This is a genomic window from Gammaproteobacteria bacterium (assembly GCA_032250735.1).
Classification (GTDB): domain Bacteria; phylum Pseudomonadota; class Gammaproteobacteria; order SZUA-152; family SZUA-152; genus SZUA-152.
The window spans coordinates 146,989-168,384 of the sequence record JAVVEP010000005.1; the positions used below are offsets into that span (position 1 = coordinate 146,989).

General features: G+C 61.5%; 20 protein-coding genes and 1 pseudogene. 10 read left to right on the forward strand and 11 right to left on the reverse strand.

Annotated features, from left to right (window positions below; all coding sequences use genetic code 11):
• Positions 1–31: 31 nt before the first annotated feature.
• Positions 32–883, reverse strand: a complete 852-nt coding sequence (gene rlmJ / locus RRB22_04945) for a 23S rRNA (adenine(2030)-N(6))-methyltransferase RlmJ (protein ID MDT8383743.1) — start codon at positions 881–883, stop codon at positions 32–34.
• 36 nt (positions 884–919) lie between these two features.
• Positions 920–1,270, reverse strand: a complete 351-nt coding sequence (locus RRB22_04950; protein MDT8383744.1) for a nucleotide pyrophosphohydrolase — start codon at positions 1,268–1,270, stop codon at positions 920–922.
• 454 nt (positions 1,271–1,724) lie between these two features.
• On the opposite strand from RRB22_04950, the gene RRB22_04955 reads away from it, so the two are divergent.
• On the forward strand, positions 1,725–4,676 hold the full coding sequence (locus RRB22_04955; GenBank protein MDT8383745.1) for an EAL domain-containing protein: 2,952 nt from the start codon (positions 1,725–1,727) through the stop codon (positions 4,674–4,676).
• 100 nt (positions 4,677–4,776) lie between these two features.
• Here RRB22_04955 and RRB22_04960 read toward each other — a convergent pair whose 3' ends face one another.
• From RRB22_04960 to RRB22_04975, 4 genes are all read right to left on the reverse strand, one after another.
• Positions 4,777–5,208, reverse strand: coding sequence for a type II toxin-antitoxin system HicB family antitoxin (locus RRB22_04960; protein ID MDT8383746.1), 432 nt, complete (start codon positions 5,206–5,208; stop codon positions 4,777–4,779).
• The gene (locus tag RRB22_04965) at positions 5,205–5,405 is read right to left on the reverse strand and encodes a type II toxin-antitoxin system HicA family toxin (protein MDT8383747.1); all 201 of its coding nucleotides are present in this window, start codon (positions 5,403–5,405) and stop codon (positions 5,205–5,207) included. The genes RRB22_04960 and RRB22_04965 overlap by 4 nt, the downstream gene beginning before the upstream one ends.
• A 125-nt stretch (positions 5,406–5,530) precedes the next feature.
• Complete coding sequence (gene tal, locus RRB22_04970; GenBank protein ID MDT8383748.1) at positions 5,531–6,502, reverse strand: transaldolase; 972 nt, start codon at positions 6,500–6,502, stop codon at positions 5,531–5,533.
• Between the two features lie 426 nt (positions 6,503–6,928).
• On the reverse strand, positions 6,929–7,150 hold the full coding sequence (locus tag RRB22_04975; GenBank protein ID MDT8383749.1) for a hypothetical protein: 222 nt from the start codon (positions 7,148–7,150) through the stop codon (positions 6,929–6,931).
• 660 nt (positions 7,151–7,810) lie between these two features.
• On the opposite strand from RRB22_04975, the gene RRB22_04980 reads away from it, so the two are divergent.
• Positions 7,811–8,488, forward strand: coding sequence for a PEP-CTERM sorting domain-containing protein (locus RRB22_04980; protein MDT8383750.1), 678 nt, complete (start codon positions 7,811–7,813; stop codon positions 8,486–8,488).
• Positions 8,489–9,097: 609 nt separating this feature from the next.
• Entirely contained in the window at positions 9,098–9,772 is a 675-nt protein-coding gene (locus tag RRB22_04985) for a PEP-CTERM sorting domain-containing protein (GenBank protein MDT8383751.1), read from the forward strand.
• A 275-nt stretch (positions 9,773–10,047) separates the two neighbouring features.
• Here the strand turns inward: RRB22_04985 and RRB22_04990 are convergent, their stop codons facing one another.
• A complete protein-coding gene (locus RRB22_04990) occupies positions 10,048–10,251 on the reverse strand; it encodes a hypothetical protein (protein ID MDT8383752.1) in 204 nt (67 codons plus the stop codon).
• A complete protein-coding gene (locus tag RRB22_04995; protein MDT8383753.1) occupies positions 10,251–12,293 on the reverse strand; it encodes a PAS domain S-box protein in 2,043 nt (680 codons plus the stop codon). The genes RRB22_04990 and RRB22_04995 overlap by 1 nt, the downstream gene beginning before the upstream one ends.
• Before the next feature lie 352 nt (positions 12,294–12,645).
• On the opposite strand from RRB22_04995, the gene RRB22_05000 reads away from it, so the two are divergent.
• The 6 genes from RRB22_05000 to RRB22_05025 all read left to right on the forward strand — a co-directional run bounded on the left by RRB22_05000 (position 12,646) and on the right by RRB22_05025 (position 18,576).
• A complete protein-coding gene (locus RRB22_05000) occupies positions 12,646–15,447 on the forward strand; it encodes a monovalent cation/H+ antiporter subunit A (protein ID MDT8383754.1) in 2,802 nt (933 codons plus the stop codon).
• A complete protein-coding gene (locus RRB22_05005; GenBank protein MDT8383755.1) occupies positions 15,447–15,776 on the forward strand; it encodes a Na+/H+ antiporter subunit C in 330 nt (109 codons plus the stop codon). The genes RRB22_05000 and RRB22_05005 overlap by 1 nt, the downstream gene beginning before the upstream one ends.
• On the forward strand, positions 15,773–17,305 hold the full coding sequence (locus RRB22_05010) for a monovalent cation/H+ antiporter subunit D (GenBank protein MDT8383756.1): 1,533 nt from the start codon (positions 15,773–15,775) through the stop codon (positions 17,303–17,305). Before RRB22_05005 ends, RRB22_05010 begins: the two co-directional genes overlap by 4 nt.
• A complete protein-coding gene (locus RRB22_05015) occupies positions 17,302–17,790 on the forward strand; it encodes a Na+/H+ antiporter subunit E (protein MDT8383757.1) in 489 nt (162 codons plus the stop codon). The genes RRB22_05010 and RRB22_05015 overlap by 4 nt, the downstream gene beginning before the upstream one ends.
• A complete protein-coding gene (locus tag RRB22_05020) occupies positions 17,787–18,056 on the forward strand; it encodes a K+/H+ antiporter subunit F (GenBank protein MDT8383758.1) in 270 nt (89 codons plus the stop codon). Before RRB22_05015 ends, RRB22_05020 begins: the two co-directional genes overlap by 4 nt.
• 190 nt (positions 18,057–18,246) lie before the next feature.
• Entirely contained in the window at positions 18,247–18,576 is a 330-nt protein-coding gene (locus tag RRB22_05025; GenBank protein ID MDT8383759.1) for a Na+/H+ antiporter subunit G, read from the forward strand.
• A 180-nt stretch (positions 18,577–18,756) separates the two neighbouring features.
• Here the strand turns inward: RRB22_05025 and RRB22_05030 are convergent, their stop codons facing one another.
• Together RRB22_05030 and gloA are read right to left on the reverse strand one after the other, a co-directional pair.
• Complete coding sequence (locus RRB22_05030; protein ID MDT8383760.1) at positions 18,757–19,101, reverse strand: cytochrome c3 family protein; 345 nt, start codon at positions 19,099–19,101, stop codon at positions 18,757–18,759.
• Between the two features lie 81 nt (positions 19,102–19,182).
• On the reverse strand, positions 19,183–19,566 hold the full coding sequence (gene gloA / locus RRB22_05035; GenBank protein MDT8383761.1) for a lactoylglutathione lyase: 384 nt from the start codon (positions 19,564–19,566) through the stop codon (positions 19,183–19,185).
• A 101-nt stretch (positions 19,567–19,667) separates the two neighbouring features.
• Here gloA and RRB22_05040 point away from each other — a divergent pair.
• Positions 19,668–19,826 (forward strand): annotated as a pseudogene (locus tag RRB22_05040) (glutamate synthase).
• A gap of 160 nt (positions 19,827–19,986) precedes the next feature.
• Here the strand turns inward: RRB22_05040 and RRB22_05045 are convergent.
• Positions 19,987–21,300: a hypothetical protein gene (locus RRB22_05045; GenBank protein MDT8383762.1), complete on the reverse strand. Its 1,314-nt coding sequence runs from the start codon at positions 21,298–21,300 to the stop codon at positions 19,987–19,989.
• Between the last annotated feature and the right edge of the window lie 96 nt (positions 21,301–21,396).

Consider the following 21,396-nt stretch of genomic DNA (forward strand, 5'->3'; position numbering starts at 1 on the left):
CCGCGGGTTGGCCGCAGCTAACCGGAACAGGTTACTCCGGCACCAGCCAGTCGAGGCGCGGTCCACCCGCGCCGTCCACGGCCAGCACCTTCCATAGCCAATCCTGCAATGCCCGTATCTGCCCATCCACCTGCCAGGGCGGGTTGATGATGATCAGCCCCGAGCCGTTGAGCCGGTGGGGCACGTCGTCGCGGGCGATGACCAGCTCGGCGCGCAGCACCTTGCGCATGCCGCTGTCGGTGAGCCGGCGGTAAAAGTCCGCCAGCGCGTCGCGCCGGGCGATCGGATACCACAGCGCAAAGATCCCCGTCGGCCAGCGCTGCCAGGCCGCGACCAGGGCCTCGGTCGCGCGCCGGAATTCGTCGGCCCGTTCATAGGCGGGGTCGATCAGCACCAGCCCGCGCCGCTCCTGTGGTGGCAGGAAGGCCCTGAGCGCCTGATAGCCGTCCATGTGATGCACGGCAAGACGCCGGTGTTTGGCGAAGGCCTCTTGCAGCAGCGGCGCCTCGGTGGTGTGCAGCTCCGAGAGCACCATGCGGTCCTGGGCGCGGCGCAGATGGTCTACCAGCCAGGGCGAGCCGGGATAATAGCGCAGACCGTTTTCCCCGCGTTCATGGTTGAGGGCGCGCACCGCCGCGAGGTAGGCGGCCGCCTCGGGCGGCGTGTCGTCGCGTTCCCAGAGACGGCCGATGCCCGCCTGATACTCATCGGTCTTGCGCGCCAGCGCCGATTGCAGGTCGTAGACCGCGGCCCCGGCGTGGGTGTCCAGATAACAGAAGGGGGCCTCCTTGCGCAGCAGTGCCTGCACCAGCAGGGTCAGTACGGCGTGTTTTTGCACGTCCGCAAAATTGCCGGCATGGAAGCCGTGGCGATAGCTCAGCATGGTGGTTTTTTCATGGCCGGTTCTTTCAGTGCTCGGTCAGTACTCGGTGTATTTCTTGGACTGCCCGCGTACCTGGCTTGCGGGGTATTTCTGCTGGTTGATCTCGATCTTGCGCTGGGCGGCGCTGGGCAGATCCATGTCGAGCATGTCCGCGATGCGGATCAGATAGAGAAAGATGTCCGCCAGCTCCTGCTCGACCTTGTCACGCGTCTCGTCCGGCAGCGCCTTGCTCTGCGCCTCGGTGAGCCACTGGAAATGCTCCACCAGCTCCGCGGCCTCGACGATCAGCGCCATGGACAGGTTCTTGGGGGAATGGAACTGCTCCCAGTCCCGCTCGGCGGCGAAGTCCCGCAGCTGCTGTCGCAGCCGATCCAGCTCGTTGCTCATGTTGCTCATCAGTAAGGGTGTCCTTCGGTGGAAAGGCGCTGATTGTACCCCACGATGCGGGCCTGTCGCGTCCGCCTCGTCAGCCGCACGCCGGTTAATCTCTTCCATGGATCAAGGGCCTCTGCCTGGGGCAGGATCGATGGGCGGGCGAATAGAAGCGCGCGCGGCAGGGCTGGGTAAGTCCGGGACATCCTTGGGGCGCCATGCCGACCCAGGATGGGTGGATAATGCCTATGCAACCCACAGGTTCTATTCAAGTTTCTGGTGAATCGGTCGCAAATTACTGTCACAGGTAACCTGCACATGCCGGGTGCTGTACGTCATCCGCAAATGTCCGCCGCCGCTATCTATCGTCAGATATTGATACGCACAGCAAGGATCTTTAGCAAAGTGTGTGTGCTTCGGCGTATCCCCATCGACAGGCGGGGAGTGGGCCGGGAAAGGGAATTTTTTTATGAGTTCAAATCGGTTTTTTGGCCTGCGCGCAAGGCTCGTGCTGCTGCTCGCCCTGATCATTGTCCCGGTATTTGCATTGCTGCTGCACAATGCCGTGGAGACCCGCAAGACCCAGACCCTGCATACCCAGGCCCTGGCCCTGAGACTGGCCCGGCTGGTGATGCTGGAGCAGCGCGAGCTCATCGCCGGGGCGCGGCAGCTGTTGCCCAGTCTGGCGCAGCTGCCAAGCGTGCGGGCCACGGACGGCGGCCCCGCCTGTCAGCGGGAGCTGGTGCGTCAGCTGGAACAGTATCCCTACTATGCCAATTTTGGCGTCAGCGGCCGTGACGGGGTGATGCGTTGCAGCGGCCTGCCCATGCCTTCGCCGGTGCATATCGAGGATCGGGACTATTTCCGTGGCGCCATCAATAACGATGAATTCACCATCGGCGGCTATCAGATCGGCCGCATCACCGGCAAGAGCGCGATCAACCTGGGCTACCCGCTACGGGATGCGAAGGGCCGTGTCGATGGCGTGATCTTCGCGGCGCTGGACCTGGCCTGGCTGGGCCGCAAGCTGCGGGACGTCGCCCTGCCCGCCGGCACCACCATCACCATCTTCGATGTCCGCGGTACGGTGCTGACGCATATTCCCAATCCGGCGGAGTGGTTTGGCCGGTCGATCGCCGATGTGCCTTTTGTACGCCTGATCCTCGAACGGGGCGCGGAGGGCATCGCCGAATCGACCGATGTCGAAGGCGTGCAGCGGCTATTTGCCTTCACCCCCCTGGACGCAAGCAGGCGGGCCTATGTCAGCGTGGGCATCCCCCGTAACGTCGCCTATGCCGAGGTGGATGCCCGCTTCAAACAGGATCTGCTGGCCCTGAGCCTGATCGTGCTGGTAGTGATCAGCGTGGGCTGGACGGGCAGCAATGCCTTTGTGTTGCGTCCGCTTAGTGTGCTGACCCTCACCAGCGAACGCCTGGGGCGGGGCGATCTCGGCGCCCGCACCGAGCTGCGGCATCGGTCGAAAGAGTTCTCGCAGCTGGCGCAGACCTTTGACCGGATGGCCGCCTCGCTGCAGCAGCGGGAGCAGGCGACACAGCGCCAGGACCAGGAACTGAAGCGCATCAACCGGGCCCTGCAGACCCTGAGTGGCGGCAACCATGCCCTGGTGCGCACCCAGGATGAGGCCGCGCTGCTGCAGGAGATGTGCAGGGTGGCGGTGGAGCTCGGCGGCTATCGCATGGTCTGGGTCGGCTTCGCCCAGGACGATGCCGAAAAGACCGTCCTGCCGATGGCCTGGGCGGGCATGGACGGCGCCGTGGCCGACAGGCTACGCATCAGCTGGGACGACACCGAACGCGGCCTTGGCCCCACCGGTATCGCGATCCGCACAGGCCAGCCCTGCACGGTGCATGGTCTGCAGACCGATCCCCGTTACCAGCCCTGGCATGCGCTGGCGCGGGAGCAGGGTATCGACTCCGCCGTGTCCCTGCCCCTGCAGGTGGATGATGCGGTGATAGGGGCCTTCACCCTGTACTCCGAGGATCGACAGGCCTTTGACGCCCCGGAGCTTGACCTGCTGTCGGAGATGGCAGGTGACCTGGCCTATGGCATCTGCACCCTGCGTACCGGCATTCAGCATGCCGCGGCCCAGGCCACCATCCAGCGTATGGCCTACTATGACGAGCTGACCGATCTGCCGAACCACACCTCGCTGGAGGAATTTTTGGAGCGCTGTGCGGCGCGGGAATCCCTGCCACAGCAACGGCTCGCGCTGCTGTTGTTTGACCTGGCGCGGTTGCGTGACATCAATGACACGCTGGGCTTTGAGGCCGGCAACCAGGTGATGCAGGAGACCGCGTCGCGCCTTACCCGGGCCTGCCCCGAGGGGGGTTACGTGGCCCGCATGCGCGGCGATGAATTCGCCATGCTGCTGCCGGGCGCCGATCTGGCGCAGGCCGAGCAGATGACGCAGAGTATCCTGAAACTGTTGAACCAGCCGTTTAGCATCGACGGCTTTTCACTGGTGCTGAGGGTGAATGCGGGGATTGTGCTCTGCCCCGAGCACGCCCGTGATGCGGAACATCTGTTGCGTCACGCGGATGTGGCGATGCAGCTGGCCAAGACCACCGGCAACGGTTATGCCGTCTATTCCCCGGCGCTGGATGCCGACAAGAAGCGGCATCTGGCGCTGGCCGCCGACCTGAACCGTGCCCTGGAGGACGGCGGCCTGGAGCTGTATTTTCAGCCCAAGGTCTCCATGGTCAGAGGGCGCGTGATTGGTTTCGAGGCCCTGACCCGCTGGTCGCACCCCACGCATGGCTGGATCTCGCCGGATGAATTCATCCCCCTGGCGGAGCGCACCGGCATGATCCGCGCCCTCAGTGACTGGGTGCTGGAGACCACCCTGCGCCAGCTGCATGCCTGGGGACAGGCGGGTATCCGCCTGCCGGTGGCGGTCAATCTGTCCGCCCATAACCTGCAGGACCCGCTGCTGCTCGACAAGGTCGAGGCCCTGTGTGCGAGCTGGGCGCTGGAGCCGGGCCTGCTGGAGATGGAGATCACCGAGAGCGCCATGATGGCCGATCCAGCCGGGGCGCTGGCGGTGCTGCTACGCCTCAGGGCGCTGGGCATACCGCTGTACATCGACGACTTCGGCACCGGTTATTCGTCCCTGAGTTATCTCAAGAAGCTGCCGGTCACGGCGCTGAAGATCGACAAATCCTTTATCGACGACATGCTGGACGACGCCGAATCGGAGAGCATCGTCCGCTCCACCATCACCCTGGCCCATGAGCTGGGCCTGAGCGTGGTGGCCGAAGGCGTGGAGGACGCGGCCGTGTGGGCGCGACTGCGGGCGCACGGTTGTGACGCCGCACAGGGCTACTACATGGGCAGGCCGATGCCGGTGGCGCAGGTAGAGGCGTGGCTGCAAGAGTCTCCCTGGGGAATCGGCAAGGGCTGATAGCCCGGACCGAACAGGGCACCAGCCTCGACAGATCAACAAAGGGCGCTAAACGCACGATGCCCGGGGCTGGGTTGCTAAGGGCGGAGGGGCGGCGGGTTCATGCCTTGTGATTGGTGTCTTCTCGCATCGCCATTAACGCCGCCCGCGCCAGAAATCCCGAGCGACTCTCACCGTGGCGTTTGGCGAATACATCCAGGGCGCGCAGCACGCGATGCGGCAAGGTGATGTTGACGCGCTCGACCTTGTCGGAAAGGGCGTTAAGATCGACGTCAACGACGGCCCAAAGCCAGCCGTCGAAGTCAGGGTTCTTGCGGTGTTCTTCCAGCGGGCGGGCCTCCGGCAGCGGTGCATCTTCCTCAAGCAGACCTTCCAGGTACAGGAGGATGGCCTCAGGGGCGTTGGCGATGGCCTCGTCAAGGGTGTCGCCCGCGGAGTAGCAGCCGGGCAGATCGGGGACGATCACCCCATACGCATGGGTGTCGTTACCGGGTTCGATGGCGATGGGAAAACGCATGGTGGGTTGCCTCATTTTAAACCGGTCTGCCGCAGGATGGCGGCGACCAAACCTTTACCGAGGTCTTTGCGCGGATGCGGAACAGTAACGCTCCCCGGCTTGTGCGGATGCGAGAACTGATGATGGCTGCCGCGAACTCGGGTTAAGCACCATCCGTTGGCTTCCAATATTTTGATCAGTTCCCTGCTGTTCACGTCGCCGATGATACACATCTACACACGAAAAACAACGGCGTTGTCAGGTGGGCAGACCCCCAGGCCTGCCCCTACCGGTTCGAGATGGTGATAAGAATGTAGGGGCGGACCTGTGTGTCCTCCCTTTGCGTATAGCCCAGGCGCTATGCCGCGGCGGCCCGCGCCTGTTCCCGCACGTAGTCTTCCAGCTTGATGGTGTCGGCGGTGAAGTTGCGGATGCCTTCGGCGAGTTTTTCCGTGGCCATGGCGTCGCTGTTCATGAGCCAGCGGAAGCCGGGTTCGGAGACATCGATGGGCGCGACGCTGTGGCCCTTGGCGCCTTGCACCGAGAGCCTGGGGGTGAGCACGCCGTCGAGGTTTTGCAGTTGTTCCATGAGGTCCGGGGCGATGGTGAGCAGGTCGCAGCCGGCGAGTTCCAGGATCTCTTCCTTGTTGCGGAAGCTGGCGCCCATCACCTGGGTCTTGTAGCCGAAGTGCTTGAAGTAGTTGTAGATGGCGGTGACGGACTTCACGCCCGGGTCGTCCATCGGCACATAGCCTTCCACGTGCTCGACCTTCTTATACCAATCCAGGATGCGGCCCACGAAGGGCGAGATCAGCGTCACGCCGGCCTCGGCGGCGGCCACGGCCTGGGCCATATCGAACAGCAGGGTGCAGTTGCAGTGGATGCCGTCCAGCTCCAGTTGCTTGGCGGCCTGGATGCCCTCCCAGGTGGAGGCGATCTTGATCAGGATGCGATCGCGGTCCACCCCGGCCTCCTCGTAGAGGTCGATGAGGTGCTGGGCGCGCAGCAGGGTGGCCTCGGTGTTGAACGACAGGCGCGCGTCCACCTCGGTGGAGACGCGGCCGGGGACGATCTTCAAAATCTCGGTGCCGAAGTTGACGGCGATTTTGTCCAGGATCAGGCGGATTTGCTCCTGCTCGTTGTGGGCATGGGTCTTGCCGTAGTGGATGGCCGATTCCACGTGCTCGCGGTATTGTGGCATCTGCGCCGCCTTCAGCAGCAGGGAGGGATTGGTGGTGGCGTCGATGGGGTGATAGCGCTCGATGGCCTCGATATCGCCGGTGTCCGCCACGACCGTGGTGATGGTTTTTAGTTGTTCCAGCAGATTCATGCTTCGTTCCTCTCGGTATGTGACAGGGATCTATCTCCCATTCGGACGCTTATAGCCCAGTAATGTTGCGGTTGCGCGGGGCGACAACTTTAATGGGCCCGCGACCCCGGCAGTCGATCCAGTGCGGCGTTGAAGGCCACCAGGTCCAGCGCCCCGCTTTTTTGGGTGCTATAAGCCATTTCATAAAACCTTGGCGGCTTGCCTGCAAGGCATTCTTAAGCTGGATGATGGAGGCCTTGTAGTCGCCCTTGGCATGGCGTTTCTGCGCCTGAAGTACGTTGGGGCGTGAGGCGCGCGAGGCGGGAACATGAGTCTGGATATCGGGTGCAGTTGTCCACAAAGCAAGTAGATGCGGGGAGCGCATTCCACCCTTCGCTACAATGGCATGCCTGGGCGCGAGGGCTAGGCGGGGGTGGGTAAATCGGTCTATCTGGCGTGGTCGCGGCTGTTATGGTCGTAGTAGTCCATGAGCAGCGCCCGCAGCTTTTCGGCCATGGTTACGCCTTCATCTGCCGCGTTCTTCTTGATGGCGCGATGCAGATCCTCGGACAGGTCCAGGGTCAGGCGCTTGATTTTGGCCGACTTCGCCGCGACGCTGGCGCGCCTGGCATCGTAAAGGTTTTCAGTATCGAGCTGTGTCATGAGCATCCTTAATTTCAGAATGGTTGAATGTGCTTGAAGGGCTTAAGGCAGTTTCCGTGCCAGACCAAATGATACCGGCAGTTTCCCAAGCAACTCCCATTATATGCGGGCGGTTTAAAATTGCTAGTACATCATCCTGTCGGCTGTCCGCCACAACTGGCGAAAGCCTAAATATCCCACGCTCGGTGTACGTGAGAAATGACGGCAAGCAACGGGGCTATGCGGCCGAGAGGACCTTTCTTGAACAAGGCCTTGAACAAGGCGGCTCTGAAACAGGGTTGTCGGGAATTTTTACGTTAGTTATAACTATTTGTTTATAAAGATAATGTATGGAATATTCGGCGTCAATTTAGCGCCGGCACTGAGGAGCTCGCGGCCAAGGGCGCGGTGAGGTCCAGCGATTTGTCGGATTAACTAGCGATTTATCGGATTAACCAGCGATTCGTCGGATTAGTTTACAGAATGGCGGATTTACAGATAGGCTGAATCCATAACATATTGATATTGAAATAGAAAGATATTGTGGCCCAATTTATGCCTTATGTAATTACAGAAACACGGAATTTTGCCGGTTTGTTTCTCAGAGTGGTGATCACGGGCAATGCAAGCCAATGGAAAGCGGATACGCCCACTTTGCAACTGTATGGAAACTAGGAGAAAGTAATCATGAACAAGCTTACAAAAATTGCGGCGGCATCTGTCGTTACACTAGGATTGGGATTAGGCATGGCGGGGCAGGCGCAGGCAGTGGTGTTTTATCAGGACACTGTCGCTAACTGGCTGGCGGCTGGATCAGTACTAGACGCTGATGGCGACACAACGTGGGATCTCGCCAGCTATAGTGATGGGACTGGAGCTTATGATGATATTGGCTGGGCGGTCGTCACGCTATCAGAAGATGATGTGGGCGGTGAAGACATCTATAAAGTCTCGCTCAATTTTGTGGAATCGCCAATCAGCGGGTTTGGCCCGAGCCAAAGTTCCTTCTGGAATTATGTCGCGAATGTCGTCCTTCCGAGTGACGAAAATTTCCTCCATGTCAGTATGGACAGCGATGTTCCTGCAGATACCTCTATTGTCAACGTCACCAAGGAAATTACTCTCAGTGACGGGACTGTTGTCACGCTGCAGAGCATGGCCGGCGCTCCAGACGGCCCGAGTCCTCTCTCAGGCCAATCTATTAGCATGAACGAAACGTTTGTGGCCGGTGAGGATGGTATCCTCAACAGCACCACCAATACCTTTGTACTCGCAGCAATCCCCGAACCCGGCAGTATTCTCCTGTTCGGCATCGGGCTCATGGGCATGGTCTTCGGTCAGCGCAAGATGGCGCGTCGTGTCTAGTTTGGTCGCTTAGTTGTTTAGTTTAAAAAACGAAGAAAAAGGGGCGGTTTCCGCCCCTTTTTCTTGGGTGGCATGTTTGGGTAGCACGATTGGGCAGCACGGCCCTGCCGTGAGCAAAAATTGAACCGTCCCGAATTTTCGGCTACTTACAATGCCGGTTCAATTGGGTGCGATAGTTCAACTGATAATTCAACTAATCGCTCAACTAATCGCTCAGTTGATTGCTCAGTTGATTGCTCAGCTGGTTTCTGAAACAGGGTTGTCGGGAATTTTTACGTTAATGATAACTATTTGTTTGTAAAGATAATGTATGGAATATTCGGCGCCATTTTAGCGCTGGCAGTGAGAACGCGCGGCCAAGGGCGCGGTGAGGTCCAGCGATTTGTCGGATTAATTTACAGAAAGGCGGATTTGCGGATAGGGGAAGTTTGTAACATATTGATATTAAAGCATAAAGATATTGTGGCTCAGTTTGTGCTTTACGCAATCACAGAAACACGGAATTTTGCCGGTTTGTTTCTCAGAGTGGTAATCACGGGCATTGCAAGCCGGTGAAAAGAATAGATTCGCCCACTTTGCAACTGTATGGAAACTAAGGAGAAAGTAATCATGAACAAGCTTACAAAATTTGCGGCGACATCCGTCGTTACATTGGGGTTGGGGTTAGGTATGGCGGGGCAGGCGCAGGCTGTGGTGTTTTATCAGGACACTGTCGCTAACTGGCTGGCGGCTGGACCGGTATTAGACGCTGATGGCGACACAACGTGGGATCTCGGTAGCTATGGTGATGGAACTGGAGGTTATGATGACATTGGCTGGGCGGTCGTTACGCTATCAGAAGATGAGGTAGGCGGTGAAGACATCTATAAGGTTTCGCTCAACTTTGTGGCATCGCCATTCAGCGGGTTTGGCCCGAACCAAAGTTCCTTCTGGAATTATGTCGCGAATGCCGTCCTTCCGAATGACGAAAGTTTCATCCATGCCAGCCTGGACAGCGATGTTCCCGCAGATACCTCTGATATCAACGTCACCAAGGAAATTACCCTAAGTGATGGGACTGTTGTCACGCTGCAGAGCATGGCCGGCGCTCCAGACGGCCCGAGCCCTCTCTCAGGCCAGTATATTAGTGTCAACGAAACGTTTGTGGCCGGCGCGGATGGTGTCCTAAACAACACCACCGATACCTTTGCAGTAGCCGTCCCCGAACCCGGCAGCATTCTCCTGTTCGGTATGGGGCTCATGGGCATGGTCTTCGGTCAGCGCAAGATGGCGCGTCGTGTCTAGTTTGGTCGTTTAGTTGTTTAGTTTAAGAAACGAAGAAAAAGGGGCGGTTTCCGCCCCTTTTTCTTGGGTGGCACGTTTGGGCAGCACGGCCCTGCCGTGAGCAAAAATTGAACCGTCCGAATTTTCGACTACTTACAATGCCGGCTCTTTGGGGCGCATAGCTCAACTAATCGATCAACTAATAGCTCAACTGGTTGCTCAGCTGATTAGAACATTAGCCTGACATGGTAGGGGTCGTCGCTGGTTCGAGTCCAATCGTGCCTACCGCATTAATATCAGCACCCGGTCGGGTGCTGATATTTTTTTGTTCTCACAATACCTGTTGTCCGTTTACCCGATGGCTCCGAATGCAGATTCGAGCAGCCCGTCACCGTTGCCGAAGTGGTCGCCAGCATTGGCGCAGGTTTGGCGCGGCACTGGCCGGCAAGGTCGACGGCCAGTGGGTCGATACCCCCTTCTTGATTGAGGACGGTTTCCATTAGCCCAGCAATCGATCCAGCACGGCGTTGAAGGCCATCAGGTCCAGCGGCTTGGTGAGGTAGTCCGCAAAACCGGCCGCCCGACCGCGTTCGATGTCCGTGGTCATGGCGTTGGCGGTCACGGCGACCACCGGGATGTCCCGGGTGGCGGGGTTTTCGCGCAGCCGCCTGAGGGCCGCGAAACCGTCCATCCCCGGCAGGTTGATGTCCAGCAGGATCAGCGCCGGGCGCTGGGTGACGGCGATCTCCAGTCCCGCCTCGGCGCTGGTGGCGGCGAGCAGTTCGAGGTCCGTGCGGGGGGCGACGATCTTGCGTATCAGGCGCAGGTTGGCCGCATTGTCCTCGATGCACAGCACCCTGCGTTGGCCATCGCGCGGCGGTGTCAGCTGGGCGGGGTCCACAGCGGGTGCGGCAGGGGCTGCATCGGCCATGGGCAATTCAAACCAGAAGTTGCTGCCCTCCCCCGGCACGCTGTCCACCCCGATCCTGCCCTGCATGGTCTCCACCAGCTGTTTGCTGAGGGCCAGCCCGACGCCGGCGCCCTCGATCCCTTCGTAGGCCGATTCCAGCCGTTCAAAGGGCCGGAACAGGCGGGGCAGGGCCTCGGCCGGGATGCCGCGACCGCTGTCGCGCACGCAGATCCGCAGGCGTTGTTCTCCGGCCGGACCGGAGCGGGCGGTGGAACTAAGAGCGGGACCGACGGTGGGAGCGAGGATGGGTTCAAGAGTACAGCTGACCTGGATATCGCCGCCCGGCCGGTTGTACTTGATGGCATTGGTGAGCAGGTTGAACAACACCTCGCGGAGCCGGGTAGGGTCCGCCTGCACCGCGCAGGGGGTGTCCAGAGGCAGGGCTGTCATGCGCAGGCCGCGCTGCATGGCCTGTGGCTGTAGCTGGGCCAGACAGGACTCGATCATCGGGGTGATGGCCACCGCCTGCAGGCAGATCTGCAGCTGGCCGCTCTCGACGCGGGACAGATCCAGCACCTCGTTGACCAGGGCCAGCAGATGGTCTCCGGCCTGGCGGATCTCGCGCACATTGTCGAGCTGGGTCGCGCTCAGCGGCGATTCCGGATCGGTCTCCAGCAGCTCTCCAAAGCCGAGGATGGCATTCAGGGGGGTGCGCAGCTCGTGGCTCATGCGCGACAGAAAGTCGGACTTGGCGGCGTTGGCGTGCTCGGCCTCGTCGCGACGCCTGAGGATCTCCGCCTCGACCTGCTTGCGCGGGGTGATGTCGTGCACAAAGGCAAAAAACTGCGCCGCCTCGCCCACCGTCTCCAGGCTCACATTGATATTGACCTCGATCAGGCTACCGTCCTTGCGCCGGTGCCGGGTGTCGAACCGGTCCGTCCCCGTTTTGATGACCTTCTGGATATGGGCGGCCACCTCCGCAGGCTGTTCATTGGCCTCGATATCGGTGACGGACAGCTGCAACAACTCCTCCCGGGAGTAGCCGAGCATCTCGCAATAGGCGTGATTGCAGTCGCATAGCCGACCCTTCAGGTCGGCGGCAAAGAAGCCGTCGAAGGCGGCATTGACGATCATACGGTTGCGCTGACTCTGTTGTTCCAGCGCCTGGGTGCGTGCCTGCATCTGCTGTTCGAGGTACTCGCGGTACCCGGCCAGCTTCGCCTCCGTGGCGGCGCGTTCGCTGAGGTCGGTGATGACCGTGGTGTACCCCACCGCCGCGCCGTGCGCGCTGCGGAGCAGGCTGAGGCTCTGGATGAAGGTCCGGCTCGCGCCACTCTTCGGCATCAGCCCCAGCGGCCCAACCCACGCCCCCGTGGCCAGCACCTGGGGGAGGATCTCATAGCGCAGCCGCTCGGCCTCCGCCGGCGGGTAATGGTCAAAAAAGCGCTGTTCGTGCAGCGTGGCCGGGTCGGTTAGCCCAAATAGCCGTCGTAGGCTGGCGTTGGCATACAGCAGGTGGCTGTCGAGCCGGGCGATACCGATACCGTCGGCCGAGGTCTCGGTGAGGCGGCGGAACACCTCGGGGGCCAGCGCGTCGAGGTCGGCCGGTTCAGTGTGTGGTGGCTTGTTCACGTCCATTCCTTGTGGTGTCGATCGTGGTGTCGATGCGTCCATGTGCGCGAGGGGTGTGCGGGTGAGCTGTCGGTCTGCCGGCAAGAAGCGGTCCGGCGGCAAAAATTCAGTGCATTAATGCAATATTTATTCTCCCATTCAACCATTATTTTCGACGGTTATTCTGTCGCTTTATGCGTCGGTGGCTTACCGCAATGGCGTACAACAATAACTGCAACTATGGGACACAACAGCCGTACCCAAACCGCCGGGATGAGTGCCACGGATCTTTTGCTGGCCATTGGGGGTCAACCCGGCATCTTCCCGTGCTACGCCGGTTTCACAAAACACCCAAGCCGGTTAAGCTTGCGGGATGACCCTATCCCTTCTGCTTACGGTGTTCGCCGGCAGCGCCTTTACCGCCTGGATTTCACGCCTCGGCCGCCTGTACGCGGCCTGGACCGCTGGTGCGGTGGCGCTGTTGGCCCTGCTACAACTGGCGGTACAGATTCCGGCGGTGTTCGCCGGCGAGACCCTGATCGAGCGCTGGACCTGGATACCGGGCGCAGGCATGGATCTGGTATTCCGGCTCGATGGTCTGGGGCTGTTGTTCGCCCTGCTGATTCTGGGCATCGGCCTGCTGGTGATCTTCTACGCCCGCTATTACCTGTCGGCGCAGGATTCCATGGGGCGCTTTTACAGCTACCTTCTGTTGTTCATGGGCGCGATGCTGGGTATCGCGCTGTCGGAAAACATCATCCAGCTGTTGATCTTCTGGGAGCTGACCAGCCTCGCCTCCTTCCTGCTCATCAGCTACTGGCAGCATCGCGCCGATGCCCGTCAGGGGGCGCGCATGGCGCTGGCCATTACCGGCGCCGGCGGGCTGGCCCTGCTCGGCGGTTTCATCCTGCTGGGCCATATCGCCGGCAGCTACGAGCTGTCGGTGATCCTCAACGCCGGCGACCTGATCCGCGCCCACCCGCTTTATTTGCCCATGCTGGTGCTGGTGCTGCTGGGGGCCTTCACCAAATCCGCGCAGTTCCCGTTCCACTTCTGGCTACCCAACGCCATGGCCGCGCCCACCCCGGTGTCCGCCTACCTGCACTCGGCCACCATGGTGAAGGCGGGGGTGTTCCTGCTGGCGCGGCTGTTTCCGGCCCTGTCGGGCACGCCGGAGTGGTCGTGGCTGGTGGGCAGCGTCGGCCTGGTAACCTTTCTGGTGGGCGCCTTTTATGCCCTGTTCCAGCATGACCTCAAGGGCCTATTGGCCTATTCCACCATCAGCCACCTGGGCCTGATCACCGTGCTGTTCGGCATCGGCACGCCGCTGGCCGCGGTGGCCGGCGTGTTCCACATCATCAACCACGCCATCTTCAAGGCCTCGCTGTTCATGGCCGCCGGCATCATCGACCACGAGAGCGGTAGCCGCGATATGCGCAAGCTCAACGGCCTGTGGAAATACATGCCGCACACCGCGCTGCTGGCGATGGTGGCCGCCGCCTCCATGGCCGGGGTGCCGCTGCTCAACGGCTTTCTCTCCAAGGAGATGTTCTTTGCCGAGGCGGTCAGCGCCGGCACCTATTTCCAGTTGGGCTGGCTGCTGCCGACCCTGATCACCCTCGGCGGCATCTTCGCGGTGGCCTATTCGTTCCGCTTTATCCATGACGTGTTTTTCAACGGCGAGCCCATCGACCTGCCCAGGATCCCGCACGAACCGCCGCGCTGGATGAAGATTCCGGTGGAGGTGCTGGTGGCGCTGTGCCTGCTGGTGGGCATCCTGCCGTCGCTCACCGTCGAGCCCATGCTGCGGATCGCGGCGGCCGGACTGTTGCAGACCGCGCCGCCCGCCTTCGATCTGGCGATCTGGCACGGCCTCAGCCCGGCGCTGTTGATGAGCGTGGTGGCCCTGCTGGGCGGCGGCGCGCTGTACGCGATGCGCACACCGCTGTACGCCCTGCATGAGAAATACGGCGAGCGCCTGCAGGGCAGGGCGCTGTTCGATGCCCTGATGGAGGCGCTGTTCGCCACCGCGCGTGGCGTCACCCGCCTGCTCGACACCGGCCGCCTGCAACGCCTGATGCTGAGCCTGTTTGTCGCCGCCCTGGTGCTGGGCGTGGCCGGCTTTCTGAGCAGCGGCAGCCCTCTGAGCGGCGGGCGCGCCTCGCTGCCGCTGGACGGCATCAGCCTGATCGCCGCCATCGGCCTGATGCTCGCCGCCATCGCCACCGTGGCGCTGCACCGGCAGCGTTTCACCGCCCTGGTGCTGATCGGCGCGGTGGGGCTGGTGGTGGCGCTGATCTTCGTCAAGTTCTCCGCCCCGGACCTGGCCCTGACCCAGCTGTCGGTGGAGATCGTCACCATCGTCCTGTTGCTGCTGGCGCTGTACTTTATGCCCCAGCGTCCCGAGCGCGAGTCCAGCCACGCGCGGGTATGGCGTGACGGCCTGCTGGCCGGCGTGGCCGGGGCGGGCGCGGCGCTGCTGGCCTGGTCGGTGCTGAGCCGGCCCTATCAGAGCATTGCCGATTTTTTCATCGACAACGCCAAGCCCGGCGGCGGTGGCTACAACGTGGTGAACGTGATCCTGGTGGACTTTCGCGGCTACGACACCCTCGGCGAGATTGCGGTGCTGGCGCTGGCGGCGCTGGGCATCTTCGCCCTGCTGGAGCAGCTCCAGCTGCCGGGCCCGGACAGCGACGGCCGGCGCCCCTGGAACTGGGATATGCACCCGACGGTGATGGCCTCGCTGACCCGGCTGCTGCTGCCGCTGGCCCTGCTGGTGTCGATCTTCATCCTGCTGCGCGGCCACAACCAGCCCGGCGGCGGCTTTATCGCCGGGCTGATCACCGCCGTGGCGCTGATCATGCAGTACCTGGCCAACGGCGTGGCCTGGACCCAGTCGCGCCTGCCGGCCAATATGCACCCGCTGATCGCTAGTGGTCTGCTGATCGCCACGCTCACCGGGCTGGGCAGCTGGCTGGTGGGCCACCCCTTTTTGACCTCCACCTTTACCTATCTCCACTGGCCGCTGATCGGCAAATTCGAGGTCGCCTCGGCCATGGCCTTCGACCTCGGCGTCTACCTGGTGGTGGTCGGCGCGACCCTGCTGATCCTCATCCACCTCGGGCTGATGCACAGCGCCAGCCATGATCCGGCCGATGGCGAGGAGGCGCGCTGATGGAGGCCCTGATCGCCCTGATCATCGGCGTGCTGACCGCCTGCGGCGTCTACCTGACCCTGCGCGCGCGCACCTTTCCGGTGGTGCTGGGGCTGACCTTTCTGTCCTATGCGGTGAACCTGTTCCTGTTCAGCATGGGGCGGCTGACCATCGGCCGGCCCCCCATCATCACCCAGACCGCCGCCGGCTATGCCGACCCCCTGCCGCAGGCGCTGGTGCTCACCGCCATCGTGATCGGCTTCGCCATGACCGCCTTCGTCATCATGCTGGCGCTGAAGGCCCGCGCCGAGCTGGGTAACGACCACGTCGACGGGCGGGAGGACGCATGAGCCACCTGCTGATCGCCCCCGTGCTGCTGCCGCTGCTGGCCGGGGTGTTGCTGTTGCTGCTGCGCCCCTTCGCCATCGAGCTGCGCCGGCTGCTGAGCCTGCTGGCGATACTCGGCCAGATCGGCCTGGCCGTGGCCCTACTGTCCCGGGTCGAGGGCGGCGAGATCCTGACCTACGCCCTGGGCGGCTGGGCGCCGCCGTTCGGCATCGTGCTGGTGGCGGATCGGCTGGCGGTGTGGATGCTGCTGATCACCAGCCTGCTGGCCTGCTTCGCCCTGCTGCACGCGCTGCGCGGCGACGACACCCGGGGCCGGCATTTCCACGTGCTGTTTCAGCTGCAGCTGTTCGGCCTCAACGGCGCCTTCCTGACCGGTGACCTGTTCAACCTGTTCGTGTTCTTCGAGGTCCTGCTGCTGGCCTCCTATGGCCTGTTGCTGCACGGCGGCGGCCGCCTGCGGACCCGCGCCGGGCTGCACTTCGTGGTCATCAACCTGGCCGGCTCGACCCTGTTCCTGTTCGCCGCCGGCACCCTCTATGGCGTGCTGGGCACCCTCAACATGGCCGACCTGGCCCGCCAGGTGGCGCTGCTGCCGGCGGAACACCTGGGGCCGGTGAAGGCCGCCGGGCTGCTGCTGTTCGGGGTGTTTGCGCTGAAGGGTGCGCTGTTACCGCTGCACCTGTGGCTGCCGGCCGCCTATGCCAACACCAGCGCCCCGGTGGCGGCGCTGTTCGCCATCATGACCAAGGTCGGGGCCTACAGCATCCTGCGCCTGGATACCCTGATCTTCGGTGGCGGCGCCGGTCCGCTGGCCGGCATGATCACCGCCTGGCTGCTGCCGCTGGCCCTGCTTACCCTGCTGGTGGGCATGCTCGGCGTGCTCGCGTCCACCGCCCTGCGCCAGCAGATCGCCTACCTGGTGGTGGCCTCGGTCGGCTCGTTGCTGACCGCCTTTGGGCTCGGCTCCAGCGCCGGCATCGCCGCCGGGCTCTATTATCTGCCGCACGCCACCTTCGCCGCCGGGGCCTTCTTCCTGCTGGCCGACGCCATCACCCGGCGGCGCGGTGCGGCGGATGACCGCCTCGAGCCGGGCGTCGCCCTGGCCGATCGGCAGCTGATCGGCAGCCTGTTTTTTGTGGTGGCCCTGCTCATCGCCGGGCTGCCGCCGCTGTCGGGCTTCATCGGCAAGTGGCTGACCCTGCAGGCCGCGGTCGACCATCAGTGGATGCCCTGGGTCATCGGCGTAACCCTGGTCACCAGCCTGCTGGCCATCATCGCCCTGGCGCGGTCCGGCAGCGTGCTGTTCTATCGGGCCGGGGAGGGGAGTCCCGCCGTCGAGCGCGGCGCATCGCCGGTGGGCGAACTGCTGCCGGCGACGGCCCTGGTCCTGCTGTGCGGCGCGCTGGTGATCGGCGCCGGGCCGGTGGATGAATTCGCCCGCGCCACCGCCGCCCAGCTGCTGCAACCCGCCGACTATGTGCGCGCCGTGCTGGGTCCGGCCGCCGGGCTTGCGCTGGAGTCCCGGCCATGAAACGACTGTTACCCCATCCGCTGCTGAGCCTGATCCTCGTCCTGGTGTGGGTGCTGCTGAGCAATGCGCTGTCCGCCGCCAGCATCATCCTCGGGCTGTTGCTGGGCTGGCTGATCCCGCTGTTCACGCGGCAATTTTGGCCCGAGCGGGTGGTGATCCGCCGCCCCCTGACCCTGCTGCGCTTAATCGCCGTGGTGCTGAGCGATATCGTCACTGCCAACTTTATTGTCGCCGGCCTGATCCTGCGCGGCCCGCGGCGGCTGCGACCGTGCTTCCTGCGCCTGCCGCTGGAGCTGCAATCCGATCTGGCCATCAGCCTGCTGTCTAACACCATCTGTCTGACCCCCGGCACGGTCTCGGCCGAGCTGTCGGCCGATCGCCGCTACCTACTGATCCACGCCCTCAGCACCGATGATCCCGAGGCGGTGCTGCGCACCATCAAGCAGCGTTACGAGGCGCCACTGAAGGAGGTGTTCGAGCCATGATCGACAACGCACTGCTGATCGCCTTCAGCCTGGTCGGGCTGGCCGTGGTGTTCGCCTTCTGGCGGCTGTTGCGCGGCCCCAGCGCGCCGGACCGCATCCTCGCCCTCGACACCCTGTACGTAAACACCATCGCCCTGCTGGTGCTGTTCGGCATCTATCTCGGCAACAACATCTACTTCGAGGCCGCGCTGCTGATTGCCCTGATGGGCTTCGTCGGCACCGTGGCGTTGTGCAAATACCTGTTGCGCGGCGACATCATCGAATGAGGACAGAGAGCCTGTGAAAAAATCGTCGACCTACTGTGAACGTCACTTTTCGGCTGCAACGGCGTTGCGCACCATGAAAACGGCGGTCATTTGGTTCACCAAACTCCCTTGTTTTCACGTCGCGCGCCTTGTTTCGCTCGCAAATCGACGCCCTCGCTACGGCCGTCGATTTTTTCACAGGCTCTGACCCATGGATATTCTGCTTTCGACACTCATCATCACCGGCGCGGTGTTCACCTTCATCGGTTCCCTGGGGCTGGTGCGGCTGCGGGATTTCTATACCCGCCTGCACGGCCCGACCAAGGCCACCACCCTGGGCGTCGGTTGCATCCTCATCGCCTCGGCAGTGTACTTTTCCGCCCAGGACGACGGCATCAGCCTGCACGAGATCCTGGTAACCCTGTTCCTGTTCATCACCGCACCGGTCAGCGCCCACCTGCTGGCCAAGGCGGCCTTGCACTTACGGTTAGAGCCGCAGGACGGCACGGCCGGCACCGAGCAGCGGGATAAACACCGCTAGCGCATACATCACTACCCGTTACTGCGCGCAGGGTATTGCCGGTCTATTGTTCACCCCAACCTTCGGGATTGAATCCTGGGCAGCAGTTGGCTGGATTGTCGCTTGTGTCGTAGTGGGCTAAGGCATTGGTTTCCATGATTCGCTTGTTGTTCATGGCTGAGTTGGCGGGTGCGATACGTTTTAACGGGTATGGCATTGCCTACACAACTCCGGATCCACCATCCGCAATGCCGCGAAGGGCTGGTGAGGGTCATGACAGGTGGCACAACTTATTGTCCCGTTGTGCAACGGCAAGCGGGTGTTTGCGGCGAACACCGGGACATCCACCACGTGTTCCCCGGCGGCGATGCGCTCGGCATGGCAGTCAGCACAGAGGGCGGAAAGTGGTTTGATGAGGTCGGTGTTGTTGGGGGTGTTGCTGGTATGGCAATCCGTGCAGCTGTGATCCGCGCTGGCAGTGGTACATATCATCAGCCAAGCCGTTAGCAGGATAAGAGGCAGGTGAGGGAAAGATGATCTGTTCATGACGTTCTCCTTGTCATGCACCTTCTGTGGTTTGGGAAATGCAGCTAGTTTGGTTAGCATGATTTGCGTGGTAACTCGGCGTTATTGGCTGCCGATTAATTCAATGGGATAACCATCGGGATCGGCGACAAAGGCGATGATGGTGCTGCCGGCGTTCATCGGGCCTGCCTCACGCAAAATTTTTCCGCCGTGTTGTTTGATGGCATCCGTGGCCTGGTAGACGTCATCGACTTCAATGGCGATGTGGCCGTAACCGGTGCCCAGCTGGTAGTGATCGGTGTCCCAGTTGTAGGTCAGTTCCAGCGCGGTGTTTGTGGCTTCGTCACCGTAGCCGAGAAAGGCCAGGGTGAATTTCCCGTCAGGGTAGTCTTTGCGGCGTAATAATGTCATGCCGAGAATTTCGGTATAGAAGGCGATGGAGCGTTCCAGGTCGCCAACGCGCAGCATGGTGTGGAGTAGTCGCATACGTTGTCCTTTTGGTGCAGGAATTGTTCCAGTGTTTTTCCAGTAAGAAGATTTGACTCACTTACAACCATAGCGCAGGTGGGATGTCTGCGCTATGTGTCACACAAAAATCGGATCTGCGCGCCAGGCTTGACGTGGAAAAACCCGCCATGCAACTGGCGCGCTTTTTCGAGGCCGCCACCGAACTGATGCAGGTGATGGCCCGCGCCTGCGGACACGATCACTTGCAGCAGGTTAATCGCACAAATCTGGCGACCTAAAGTCAGCATATGGCTGCACTCACGGGCATCGAATATGGTGGGTTTAATGCCGGACTATAAGCGATATATTTTGAGTTGTGTCGGCTAGGCTTGTTTGCGCCTAAAAAAAAGGCCTCATCCATGTGGGATGAGGCCTCGTTGCTTTACTTAACAGTCACTATTACTGAAGTTCGCCTTCGATTACAGCTGGCGCGTCAGTTACCGTTGGCTTCTCGCTCCAGGCAAAGCTGGGTGAGGCGGCTACCGCGCTAGGCAGTTCCAGACTAAGCACGGTATCAACATTCAGCGCGTCGCAATCAGGGGTAAGGGCAACATCACGCATCGTCTTCTCTTTTTCCATGCCGCGTAGCTTGAAGCTGTTGGTGCCGTCAGTCAGGGTGATGCCATCTTTCAGCGCCAGGGCTGAGTACCAGCGACCAGTACCGTCATCCTGCCACGGGAAACCCCACAGTTCACCAGGACCGCCGTATTCCAGCAGGAACGTGCTGCCGGCGGGAAAGCTATCGCCATTGGGGTCATCGCCCAGGACATATTGATAGGTCATTTGTAGTGGCTTATCAAAGCTGACGATGCCGCCGGTACCTGATACCGAAATATTCTGGTTCCAGTTGTTGCTGCCGGTTTCCCAACGATAAGTCGTTGTCGCGTTGTACACCTCATACCAATCGGTGAGTCCAGCGGCAACGGTGGTGGTGACCATGTCACCACTTTGCACGCCCCACTGGTACCAGTCTTCGGTGAAACTCGTCCAAACCACGTCGGCAGGCACGTCAACAGATTGGTCGGCGAGCGTATCGTCGGTAAGGGTCATCTTGCCGTTTGCCACCGCTAAGGTGTACGTACGATTGCTTGCGGTACCGCTGCTATCGGGGTTTTGGATATTGGTGCCGGCCCCACTGTCCAGGTCATGAAACAGGTCAGTTTCCTGGGTGGCAGAGCTGGCAATGTCGCCGCGTGGGCAGCGTTCAAAACAGGTCAGGTTGAGGCCGTTAAGAGTGGTCTCGCTGGGTGAAACCATTTCTTCCTTGAAGAAGACCACCTCTGCGGTTTTCACCACGACACTGCCGCCCAGGGCATCGGAGTTCATCCAGAGTTGTTCCCAGTTGTTCGCTGGCGTGATATTGGGTTGCGGTGATAAAGCCGTTCCAAGCTGCGGACCACTCTCTCCCCACGTCAGGGAATTGGTGGCAACGACCTTGTAATCGCCGGCACCGACTGATGTTTCGTCCAACACTGTTACACGGTAGTCACCCTGGCTTGCGCAACCACTCATGCAGAAGGGATCACTTGGATCTCCCCACCAGTTGAGTTCCATGCCGATAAAGTTAGCGAAGCTGGAGGCTACGCGTGTACGACGCCACAATTTACCCGGCGAGACATTCACGGTGTAGTTTTCGGCTGCCGCACTGTTGCCGAAGGTTTCTTTGGTGATTGTGGTGCCGTCGGCAAGTGCGTCGCCATTTTCAGTCCACACGCCCCAATAACCTAGATGGCCAAAACCGCCGCTATAAGTGAAACCTGAATCCGTAACTTCTCAAGAGCATTCGCTCTTCCCATATCATTCCAAGCG

Excerpts from the sequence above, each read along its gene's own strand:
- RRB22_04980 (MDT8383750.1), top strand. The coding sequence starts at position 7,811 with ATGAACAAGCTTACAAAAATTGCGGCGGCATCTGTCGTTACACTAGGA.
- RRB22_05015 (MDT8383757.1), top strand. The coding sequence starts at position 17,302 with ATGAAACGACTGTTACCCCATCCGCTGCTGAGCCTGATCCTCGTCCTG.
- tal (MDT8383748.1), bottom strand. The coding sequence starts at position 6,502 with ATGAATCTGCTGGAACAACTAAAAACCATCACCACGGTCGTGGCGGAC.
- RRB22_05030 (MDT8383760.1), bottom strand. The coding sequence starts at position 19,101 with ATGAACAGATCATCTTTCCCTCACCTGCCTCTTATCCTGCTAACGGCT.
- RRB22_05000 (MDT8383754.1), top strand. The coding sequence starts at position 12,646 with ATGACCCTATCCCTTCTGCTTACGGTGTTCGCCGGCAGCGCCTTTACC.
- RRB22_04960 (MDT8383746.1), bottom strand. The coding sequence starts at position 5,208 with ATGAGGCAACCCACCATGCGTTTTCCCATCGCCATCGAACCCGGTAAC.
- RRB22_04990 (MDT8383752.1), bottom strand. The coding sequence starts at position 10,251 with ATGGAAACCGTCCTCAATCAAGAAGGGGGTATCGACCCACTGGCCGTC.
- RRB22_04985 (MDT8383751.1), top strand. The coding sequence starts at position 9,098 with ATGAACAAGCTTACAAAATTTGCGGCGACATCCGTCGTTACATTGGGG.
- RRB22_05025 (MDT8383759.1), top strand. The coding sequence starts at position 18,247 with ATGGATATTCTGCTTTCGACACTCATCATCACCGGCGCGGTGTTCACC.
- RRB22_04965 (MDT8383747.1), bottom strand. The coding sequence starts at position 5,405 with ATGTGTATCATCGGCGACGTGAACAGCAGGGAACTGATCAAAATATTG.
- RRB22_04950 (MDT8383744.1), bottom strand. The coding sequence starts at position 1,270 with ATGAGCAACGAGCTGGATCGGCTGCGACAGCAGCTGCGGGACTTCGCC.
- RRB22_04955 (MDT8383745.1), top strand. The coding sequence starts at position 1,725 with ATGAGTTCAAATCGGTTTTTTGGCCTGCGCGCAAGGCTCGTGCTGCTG.
- RRB22_05005 (MDT8383755.1), top strand. The coding sequence starts at position 15,447 with ATGGAGGCCCTGATCGCCCTGATCATCGGCGTGCTGACCGCCTGCGGC.
- RRB22_05010 (MDT8383756.1), top strand. The coding sequence starts at position 15,773 with ATGAGCCACCTGCTGATCGCCCCCGTGCTGCTGCCGCTGCTGGCCGGG.
- gloA (MDT8383761.1), bottom strand. The coding sequence starts at position 19,566 with ATGCGACTACTCCACACCATGCTGCGCGTTGGCGACCTGGAACGCTCC.
- RRB22_05020 (MDT8383758.1), top strand. The coding sequence starts at position 17,787 with ATGATCGACAACGCACTGCTGATCGCCTTCAGCCTGGTCGGGCTGGCC.
- rlmJ (MDT8383743.1), bottom strand. The coding sequence starts at position 883 with ATGCTGAGCTATCGCCACGGCTTCCATGCCGGCAATTTTGCGGACGTG.
- RRB22_04975 (MDT8383749.1), bottom strand. The coding sequence starts at position 7,150 with ATGCTCATGACACAGCTCGATACTGAAAACCTTTACGATGCCAGGCGC.